The organism is Brevundimonas sp., from assembly GCF_016463485.1.
In the GTDB taxonomy this organism is placed as follows: Bacteria; Pseudomonadota; Alphaproteobacteria; order Caulobacterales; family Caulobacteraceae; genus Brevundimonas.
This window is the reverse complement of record NZ_JAEMRD010000133.1, coordinates 1-9,080: the sequence shown is the minus strand read 5'-3', so window position 1 is coordinate 9,080 and position 9,080 is coordinate 1. Positions and strand designations below refer to the sequence as shown.

The following is a 9,080-nucleotide window of genomic DNA, read 5'->3' as shown; positions in this document are numbered from 1 at the left end:
AACGGCGGCCTTTCGGACGCCGACATCGACAAGATGGTCAAGGAAGCCGAGGCCAACGCCACGGCCGACAAGGCCAAGAAGGATCTGGTCGAGGCCAACAATGCGGCGGAAAGCCTGATCCACTCGACCGAAAAGGCCATGGCCGAGCACGGCGACAAGATCCAGGGCCCGGACAAGGACGCCATCGAGACGGCCCTGGCCGAGCTCAAGGCCGCCAAGGAAGCCGGCACCGACCCCGAGGACATCCGGACCAAGACCAACACCCTGGTCCAGGCCTCGATGAAGCTGGGCGAGGCCATGTACGCCCAGTCGGCCGCCTCTGACGAAGACGTCACGGCCACCGCCGACGACGGCGTGGTCGACGCCGAGTTCGAGGACGTCTCGGGCGACGACGAAAAGAAGAGCGCCTGACGTGAAAACCCGCCCCGACGTTGACCTCGGGGCGGGTCTTGCGGCGTATACGGGAATCCCGTATCATCCACGATGAACAGCCGGTTCGATCCCGCCAAGGATTCGGCCAATCTCGCCAAGCACGGGCTTTCCCTTGCGTTCGGCGAGAGGCTTTTCGAGGATGACGATCATCTGATCCTCCCGTCGATCCGTCCGGTGGATGGAGAAGAGCGGTTCAAGGTGGTCGGTGTGGTGGGGGATAGATGTTTTACCGGCGTCTTCGTCTGGCGAGACGACCTCCCCCGCTTCATTTCGGTGAGAAGGAGCAATGTCGGTGAAGAACGCGCCTACCGCCCTGTCGGCTGATCCGGCGGACCCGGAAGATTTCGACGTCTCTGCCCAGGGTCTGGATCGTGGACAGCGGGCCCGCATGATCCGGCAGACCCGGACGACCCTGGGCCTGTCGCAGGCGGAGTTCGCCACACGCTTTCGGGTGCCTGTGGGCACCTTGCGCGACTGGGAACAGGCGCGCGCCACCGCCCCGGACTTTGCCGTCGCCTATGTCCGGGTCATCGGCCGGCATCCCGACATCGTCGCCCGCGCTGTGGCCTGAGAAGCACGGCCTTGAATTTGCATCAGTCATTCCGGCACCCATGTGATGCCGGCACGTCGGTTCGATCGTCTCAGCAGAGGGGCGACCGGACCACGCGAGGAATACGAGGACCAACGCCCGATGGCGCGTGACTATTACGAGATTCTGGAGGTCGAGCGGACCATCGACGCCGCAGGGCTGAAATCCAGCTATCGCAAGCTGGCGATGATCCATCACCCCGACCGCAACGGCGGTTCGGAAGAGTCGATGGCCAAGTTCAAGGAAATCTCCGAGGCCTATACGGTCCTGTCGGACGAGCAGAAGCGCGCCGCCTATGACCGGTTCGGTCATGCGGGCGTGAACGGCGGCGGGGGTGGCGGCCAGCAGGGCTTCCACGACGTCAACGACATCTTCAGCCAGGTCTTCGGCGACGCGTTCGGCGACGTCTTCGGCGGGCGTCAGGGCGGGCGTCAGCAGAACGGGCCGCGCCGGGGCTCGGACCTGCGCTACGATCTCGAGATCACCCTGGAGCAGGCCTACAAGGGCGCCGAGGTCGAGATCAGCGTGCCCTCGACCATGACTTGCGAGCCCTGTTCGGGTTCGGGCGCCAAGCCGGGCACCAAGGCCACCACCTGTTCGACCTGCGCCGGTCAGGGCCGGGTGCGTCAGGCCAACGGCTTCTTCCAGGTCGAGCGGACCTGCCCCCGCTGCGGCGGCTCGGGCCAGATGATCGCCGAACCCTGCCCCAGCTGTCACGGCCACGGACAGGTCCGGAAGACCCGCACGCTCAATCTCAAGGTTCCCGCCGGGGTCGACGACGGCTCGCGCATCCGCCTGACCGGCGAAGGCGACGCCGGTGCCCGGGGTGGCCCGCGCGGCGATCTGTATGTCTTCCTGTCGGTCCAGCCGCACGAGCTGTTCGAGCGCGACAACCTGGATCTGCTATGCACCGTGCCCGTGCCGATGACGGTCGCGGCTCTGGGCGGAGAGATCGAGGCACCCTGTCTGGTGTCCGAGGCCTGCGACGGCCAGTGCAAGGCCCCGGTCGACGTCCCCGCCGGCGCCCAGACCGGCAAGACCATCCGCATCAAGGGCAAGGGCATGCCGCACCTGAACGGCCGCCAGCGCGGCGATCTGGTGGTCGAGCTGTTCGTCGAGACGCCCACCGACCTGACGGCGCGCCAGAAGGAACTGATGCAGGAACTGGCCCTGTCGTTCGGCGAGAGCCAGAACCCGCGCAACACCTCCTTCGCCGGCAAGGCCAAGCGCTTCTGGGCCGACATCCTGGGTTCGGAAGAAGCCGGCAAGCGGGAAACCGCCGCGTGAGCGCGATCTTCCACGCCGGTATCTCCGGCGCGCAGGGGCGGATGGGCCGGGCAGTCGATCATGTGCTGGATGCCCGCGAAGACGTCGTCGTCGCGGTGCGGTTCGACTGGGGCGACACGCCGGACCTGAGCCTGTGCGACGTGGTGATCGATTTCTCGACCGCCGAGGCGTCTGCGGCCCTGGCCACCCGCGCGGCGGAACGCGGTGGACCGGCCCTGGTGATCGGTTCGACCGGGTTCACCGACGAACAGGACGCCGCGATCCGGGCGGCGGCCGAGAAGATCGCCATCGTGCGGAGCGGCAACTATTCCCTGGGCCTCAACATCCTGATCGGTCTGGTCGAGCACGCGGCCCAGAGGCTGGACGCGCGCGACTGGGACATCGAGGTGATCGAGGCGCATCACCGGCTCAAGCTCGACGCGCCGTCCGGTACGGCCCTGATGCTGGGAGAGGCTGCCGCCAACGGACGCAACGCCGAGCTCGCCGATGTGCGGTCAGCGCCCTACGACGGCATCACGGGCGAGCGCGAGGTCGGCAAGATCGGCTTTTCGTCGATCCGCGCGGGCGGCATCGTGGGCGACCACACCGTCCTGTTCGGCTCCCAGGACGAGACCCTGACCCTGAGCCATTCGGCCATCGATCGCTCCCTGTTCGCCAAGGGGGCCGTTGCCGCCGCCGCCTGGGTTCGCACGCGTCGGCCCGGCCTCTATGACATGCAGGACGTGCTGGGCTTCCGGCAGGCCTGATCCGTGGCGGCCTGCGCCGAGATCGATACGGGCATCGCCGGCTTCCGGCTCTGGCCCCAGGCCCTGTCGGTGGCAGCCCAGGCCGAGCTGGTCGCCGAGGTCCTGGTCGCGATCGAGGATGCACCCTTCTATCAGCCGACGACGCCGGGCGGGCGACCGTTCTCGGTGCGGATGAGCAATCTGGGCCCGCTGGGCTGGGTCTCGGACCGGGCAGGCTATCGATACCAGGCCACCCATCCCGAGACAGGCCGCGCCTGGCCGCCGATCCCGCCGATGCTGCTGCGCCTCTGGGATGATCTGACCGGTTGGCCCGCGCCGCCAGACGCCTGTCTGGTCAATCTTTACCAGGGGTCGGCGAAGATGGGCCTGCATCAGGATCGCGACGAGGCGGACACGACCGCGCCCGTGCTGTCGGTGTCGGTGGGGGATACAGCAGTGTTCCGGATCGGCCCGGCGGCTGGAGGGCCGACCCGCACCGTTCGGTTGGCCACGGGCGATGTCTGCGCCCTGACGGGCCCAGCAAGACTGGCGCGGCACGGGATCGATAGGGTGCTGGAAGGGTCATCACAGGTCGTGCCGGGCGGCGGACGGCTCAATCTGACGCTGAGACGCGCGAGGTAAAAAAGACGCCCGGCGATCGCTCGCCGGGCGTTTTGAAGTGGTCTCTCTCACACGCCGCTATCGGGAGGGGATGACGTCCGACGCGGAAGGACGACCGCCGTCGTCCTGTGGTCAAAGTGTCACGGCCTGAAAAAAATGTCAAACGCTTCAATGTGAAGCTTTGCTGTGCTCACGGAACCACGATCAGTGAGTCGATCCCGGATCAATTCCGGCCCGGCCGGCGCGTCGGATCGCGCAGCTGGAACAGGCTGGCGGCGAGGCCCGAGGCGTTCGTCAGGGTGGTCAGCTGGGTCCGGGTTCGGCTGCCCTGGGCGTCCGTGATGGTCCATTCCTGCAGCCTCAGCGGCGACCCGGCGAAGGCCAGGATGACCGAGCCGTCGTTGGGGCGGCGGCTGTCTCGCGCCGTGATGGCAAAGGCCCCGGTCTGCATCCGGGTGACGCGATCGACGCGGACGCCCTGGTCGAAGCGGACGTTGCGGGCCAGGAAGGTCGACAGGGGCGTCTGGCCCAGCGGCACCTGCTGGAAGGTCTCCAGCCGGGGATCGTAGCGTTTTACATTATAGCCGTCCGACACGACCAGCAGGCCGGCCGGGTTGGTATATTCGAACCGCATCTTGCCAGGGCGCTGGATATAGAACCGCCCCTCGCGCCGCTGTCCGCCCGCGCCCGTCTCGACGAAGGTCCCCTGGGCCGAGGTCAGGGCCTGAAGATAGCCCTGGGCGCGTGCCAGGGTGGCCTGGTCCTCAGCGGACAGTGGGGCCTGGGCAGCGGCGGGCCCCGCCATGAAGGAAGGGGCCGAGAGCGCGGCCACGGCTGCGAGACCAAAACCGAGGTCGCGGCGTGAAATGGACATGTCTGTCTTCCTCCCGTTCGGGATGATTGAGGTTGGCCCGGCTTATCGGGGTCAGCCTTGACGGCGATATGACCCTAGCCAGACCATATTCGGGCGTTGCGATGAAGCCCCGTTCATCGGGAGCGATCAGAACGCCAATGCCGACATGGGGTTGCGCCGCCGATTGACAGGCCGTGCGGCGGCCCGCAGCGTCATGCTGAGCGGGGCCAAGGCCATGACCAGACTTCTGATCCTGATTGCGGTCGCCTTCGTCGTTGTGTCGGGGGCCATCGGCTGGATGTGGCAGGCCTATACTCCCGGCGCTCCGCTGTCGTACGTTTTTCTCGGGTTAACGCCGGTCCTGAAGTTTTTCGTGATCGCGATCGCGATCCTGACGGGCGACGGTCTCATCGGCTGCATGAGGCGCGACGAGGTGCGCGTGCGCAGGGCCTCTATCGTGACCATGGCCGTTGGAGGCGTGGGGGCCATCTATGGGGAGGCCAACACCCATTTCGGGGTTCTGTATCACGGCGAAATAGACTTCGCGGCGATGGCCCCGGGAAGGATCGATAGTCTGGCCATACTGGCCTTGGGCCTGTTCGGTGCCGTCCTTGTGCTGGGCATCCTCCGACTGAGAGGTGCCGTTAACCGGTCCTGATCGACCTGAGCGCCCATCCCGGCCTTCTGGTCGGGGCCTTTGGCGGCCTAAGGCCAAGCGCGGGTGCTCTAACCCAGCAGAAGCTCCGGTGCGGCCGCGTCGCTGACGGCCTCGATCGGCAGGTGCAGGATGAAGGCGGCGCCCTTGCCGGGCTCGCTTTCGACCTCGGCCCAGCCGCCGTGCAGCTCGACCAGGGCCTTGACCAGGGCCAGTCCGACGCCGGGGCCGCCCCGGTCGCGGCGCACGAACCGGTCGAAGACGTGGGCCTGGAGGTGATAGGGGATGCCCCGCCCGGTGTCCTCGACCCGGATACGGACCTCGGTCTCGTTGGCCTCGGCCTTCAGCGTCACAAGTCCGCCCTCCGAGATGGCGCGGACGGCGTTTTCCAGCAGATGGTCCAGGGCCTGGCCGATGCGACGGGCGTCGCCTCGGATCGCGGGCAAGCGCGCGGCGGCCAGCGCCCTCAGCACACCGCCCCGGCCCTCCACGCGCGGACGGAACCGTTCGACCGCATCGGCGAACAGGTCGGCGATGCGCACGTCGCCCAGCGTCAGCTCCATTTCCCCGGCGTCGATCTGGGCCATGTCCAGCACGTCGTCGATGGACCGGGCCAGCTGGCTGGCGGCGACGCGGATGGCGCCGGCGTGCTGGCGGTTGCGCTCGTTCAGGTCGCCCAGGGTCTCCAGCAGTTCGGAATAGCCGACGATGGTGGTCAAAGGCGTGCGCAGTTCATAGCTGACCGAGCCGACGAACTCGCGCTTCAGGGCCTGGCTTTCCTCGAGCGCGGCGGCCTTGGCGGCCAGGGCCTGTTCCAGCTCGCGCCGTGCGGTGACGTCGGAGAAGGCGACCAGGGTGGCGCCGTCGGGCAGGGGTCGGGTCTGCCAGGCGGCGATCCGGCCGTCGGTGGTCCGCGCCTCTCCCGAGACCGCGACGCGGCTTTCGGGATCGGGATCGGCGACCCGCGCCTTGAGGCCCAGCCACAGACCCGCGTCGGGCATGGCGGCCTTGGCCAGTTCGGCGACGGCGTCGAAATCGCCGGCCTCGACCAGCTGGTCGTTCGACAGGCCCCAGAAGGTCTCGAAGGCCTCGTTGTGCAGGCGCAGCCGTCCGTCGGAGCCGAACACGGCGACCGCGTCGTTCAGCTTGTCCAGGGTCGCGGTCTGGACCTGGATCTGGGCGTTGTAGCGGCTGCGCAGCTTCAGCTCGTCGGTGATGTCCGAGAACAGCAGCAGGATGCCGCCCAGGGGATGAGGCTGGCGCACCACGCGCAATGTCCTGCCGTCGGGCAGGGACCAGCTGTCGTCGGGGGCCGCCTCGGACGCGCCGTAGAAGTCGAGCTCGGTCGCCTTCCAGCCCGCATAGTCGATGACCTCGGGCAATTGCCTCTTCTGACGCAGGCGATCCAGCAGTTCGGCATGGGTCGGGCGCTCGTCCAGCCAGGCCGGATCGATGTTGAACAGGGTCTGGAAGGCAGTGTTGTGGAAGGCCAGCCGCTTGGACGGACCGAAGATGGCCACCGCGTCGGCCAGGTGGTTCAGGGTCTCGTCATGGGCCTCGACGTGCCGGCGCAGGGTGTCGCGGGTCTCCTCGGCCTCGGTCATGTCGATGGCGAAGGCCAAGACCGCCCCGCCGCCCTCGACCGATACGGCCAGGGGTTCGGCCACGATCCGCCAGGCGCGGCGACGGCCGCCGCCGGTGGTCCAGCGAAAGCCTTCCTGACGTGTGCCGATCCGCCCGGCCTCGGCCAGGATCGGCTCGGCCCCCCGGTCGAAGCTCAGCGCCCGCTCGCGCGCCTGATCGACGGTGTCGGCCCCGACCTCGGCCAGCCAGGCGCGGTTGGCCCAGATCAGCCCCCCGGTCGCATCCACGACCCAGGTGGGGGCCGGCGAGGCGTCGGTCAGCAGGCCCAGGCCTGGATCCATGCCGGTGGACGTCGCCTGTCCGGGCGACAGCCGAAGCCAGGCCAGGCCTCCGGCCGGCCGGCCCTCGACGGCCCAGTCATCGATCGTCAGGTCGAAGGGAACGCCCCGCTCGACCAGGCCCCGCACGGCCTCGGGGTGGTTGGCATGGACGGCGGCGGCCAGGATCACGGCATCGTCGTCGGCCTCGGTGGTCGGGGTCTCGGGGGCCAGGGCCAGTCGGGCGGCGGCGACGGTCTCGGCCGCCCCGGCCAGGGAAAAGACGCCACCACCGGCAACCAGGCCGATGCGGATGTCGTCGAAGGCGCTCAGGGCCCCGTCGCGCTCGGCCTCGGCGCGCTGCTGGCGGGCCGTCGTCGCTTCGATCGCTGCCTCGCGCGCGGCCAGACCGGCGCGCAGCCGCAAGGCCCAGGCGCTGACCGCCAGCGCCAGACCTGCCGCTCCCGCCGTCGCCACATAGGCGATTTCGGCTTCCGCCATGGATTTCACCCGCCGATTCGGCGTTTACCATAGTCGAATTGGCGCGGATTGCATTGGGGGTGGGGCGGTTGGTGATTAGTGGCTAGTGATTGGTGGTTGGGGGCATTGTTCGATCCGCGACGAACAACCATTCGTCACCCGCCACGAACCACTCAGGACCACACTGTGCCGGAAAATCCCGCCTGGACCGACCAGCCCGCCCCCTCCCTGGACGATTTCGCGCGTCTGGCCCAGCTGGCCTTCGCCGAACTGCCTGACGCCTTCCGGGCCGCAGCGGGGGAGGTGGTGATCCGGATCGACGACTTCGCCGACGACGAGACCCTGGCCTCGTTCGGGATGGAGGACCCGTTCGAGCTTACGGGTCTGTATTCGGGCGTCGATATCGGCAGCCGCGACGCCCTGGGCCCGGCGGCGGAACCCTCGCGCATCTTCCTGTATCGCCGGCCGATCCTGGACGAGTGGTGCGAGCGCGGCGACGTCGGGCTGTCCGAGATCATCGCCCACGTCCTGATCCACGAAATCGGCCACCACTTCGGCCTCGACGACGACCAGATCCACGCGATCGAGGATGGGGAGGGGTGAAGGCCAAGCACCAACTCCGTCACCCTCGGGCTTGACCCGAGGGCCGGACCGTCAGCACATCGTTGGATGGACCACGAACGCCGTCCTCTGATTGCCACCTATATGATGGCGAGCCGACCTTTCGGCGTCATCTACATCGGCATGACCTCGAACCTCTATGCGCGGGCCGAGCAACACCGGGCGGGCGACGCCGACGGTTTCACGGCGGAGCGGGGTTGCAATATGCTGGTCTGGTTTCAGACCTTCGAGCGGGTCACCTCTGCCATCCGGCGCGAAAAGGCGCTGAAGTCGTGGAACCGTCCCTGGAAAATGCAGCTTATCGAGCAGAGAAATCCGAACTGGGTCGACCTGCATCCCTGGCTGTCGGGAAATGCGCGCGATCCAAGGATACCGCTGCCCGACGGCGGCGAGGGCAGCGTGAAAGCCTTCCTCAAGCGGCTTGATCGGGGTGAGCTCGGCGAGGGGTGAGAGCGTGCCCACGCTCAGGTACCGATGCGCGGAGGGTCCGGCCCTCGGGTCAAGCCCGAGGGTGACGGCGTCTGTTACAACCCACGCCTTAAATCCAGCGCGATCCGTGCTATAACGCCCATCCGCCTACGCATCAGGACATCCCCTTGAGCATCACGCTCGATCTCACGCGCACGACGCCCGCGCCCAAGGCTCCCGTCAACCTCGCCGGTCTGACGCGTCCGGACCTGCGCCAGGCGATGATCGACGGCGGCATCTGTCCGCCGGAGAAGGCGCGGATGCGGGCGTCGCAGGTGTGGCGCTGGATCCATCACTACGGCGTCACCGACTTCGCCCTGATGAGCGACGTCGCCAAGGACACGCGGGTGAAACTGGCCGAGACCTTCACCCTGGCCCGGCCCGAGATCGTCGAGCGTCAGGTGTCCAAGGACGGCACCCGCAAATGGCTGATCCGCACCGCGCCGGG

11 protein-coding genes and 1 pseudogene are annotated in these 9,080 nt (G+C 67.9%); 10 read left to right on the top strand and 2 right to left on the bottom strand.

Going from position 1 to position 9,080, the window contains the following annotated elements; genetic code table 11:
• The 6 genes from JHC99_RS15165 to JHC99_RS15140 form a co-directional block, all read left to right on the top strand.
• Window positions 1-411 (top strand): Hsp70 family protein (locus tag JHC99_RS15165; RefSeq protein WP_292155276.1); only part of this gene is annotated, 411 nt, incomplete at its 5' end.
• 72 nt (window positions 412-483) lie between these two features.
• Window positions 484-756 (top strand): BrnT family toxin, encoded by a 273-nt coding sequence (locus JHC99_RS15160; protein ID WP_292155275.1) that lies wholly within the window; start codon window positions 484-486, stop codon window positions 754-756.
• Window positions 725-1,003: a helix-turn-helix domain-containing protein gene (locus JHC99_RS15155; RefSeq protein ID WP_292155274.1), complete on the top strand. Its 279-nt coding sequence runs from the start codon at window positions 725-727 to the stop codon at window positions 1,001-1,003. Before JHC99_RS15160 ends, JHC99_RS15155 begins: the two co-directional genes overlap by 32 nt.
• Window positions 1,004-1,123: 120 nt before the next feature.
• A complete protein-coding gene (dnaJ, locus tag JHC99_RS15150; protein ID WP_292155273.1) occupies window positions 1,124-2,308 on the top strand; it encodes a molecular chaperone DnaJ in 1,185 nt (394 codons plus the stop codon).
• Window positions 2,305-3,054, top strand: a complete 750-nt coding sequence (gene dapB / locus JHC99_RS15145; protein ID WP_292155272.1) for a 4-hydroxy-tetrahydrodipicolinate reductase — start codon at window positions 2,305-2,307, stop codon at window positions 3,052-3,054. The genes dnaJ and dapB overlap by 4 nt, the downstream gene beginning before the upstream one ends.
• 3 nt (window positions 3,055-3,057) lie before the next feature.
• Complete coding sequence (locus JHC99_RS15140) at window positions 3,058-3,675, top strand: alpha-ketoglutarate-dependent dioxygenase AlkB (RefSeq protein WP_292155271.1); 618 nt, start codon at window positions 3,058-3,060, stop codon at window positions 3,673-3,675.
• A gap of 202 nt (window positions 3,676-3,877) precedes the next feature.
• Here the strand turns inward: JHC99_RS15140 and JHC99_RS15135 are convergent, their stop codons facing one another.
• Window positions 3,878-4,528 carry an outer membrane lipoprotein carrier protein LolA gene (locus JHC99_RS15135; protein ID WP_292155269.1) on the bottom strand — a complete coding sequence of 217 codons (651 nt, stop codon included), beginning with the start codon at window positions 4,526-4,528 and terminating at the stop codon, window positions 3,878-3,880.
• A 214-nt stretch (window positions 4,529-4,742) separates the two neighbouring features.
• Between JHC99_RS15135 and JHC99_RS15130 the strand changes: the two genes are divergently transcribed.
• On the top strand, window positions 4,743-5,165 hold the full coding sequence (locus JHC99_RS15130) for a hypothetical protein (RefSeq protein ID WP_292155268.1): 423 nt from the start codon (window positions 4,743-4,745) through the stop codon (window positions 5,163-5,165).
• A gap of 68 nt (window positions 5,166-5,233) precedes the next feature.
• Here JHC99_RS15130 and JHC99_RS15125 read toward each other — a convergent pair whose 3' ends face one another.
• Window positions 5,234-7,564 carry a PAS domain-containing sensor histidine kinase gene (locus JHC99_RS15125; protein ID WP_292155267.1) on the bottom strand — a complete coding sequence of 777 codons (2,331 nt, stop codon included), beginning with the start codon at window positions 7,562-7,564 and terminating at the stop codon, window positions 5,234-5,236.
• Between the two features lie 165 nt (window positions 7,565-7,729).
• Here JHC99_RS15125 and JHC99_RS15120 point away from each other — a divergent pair, with 165 nt between their 5' ends.
• The 3 genes and pseudogenes from JHC99_RS15120 to JHC99_RS15110 form a co-directional block, all read left to right on the top strand.
• On the top strand, window positions 7,730-8,146 hold the full coding sequence (locus JHC99_RS15120; RefSeq protein WP_292155266.1) for a metallopeptidase family protein: 417 nt from the start codon (window positions 7,730-7,732) through the stop codon (window positions 8,144-8,146).
• A 66-nt stretch (window positions 8,147-8,212) separates the two neighbouring features.
• Window positions 8,213-8,614, top strand: a complete 402-nt coding sequence (locus JHC99_RS15115; RefSeq protein ID WP_292155265.1) for a GIY-YIG nuclease family protein — start codon at window positions 8,213-8,215, stop codon at window positions 8,612-8,614.
• A gap of 146 nt (window positions 8,615-8,760) precedes the next feature.
• A pseudogene (locus JHC99_RS15110) lies at window positions 8,761-9,080 on the top strand (23S rRNA (adenine(2503)-C(2))-methyltransferase RlmN); the annotation flags it as partial.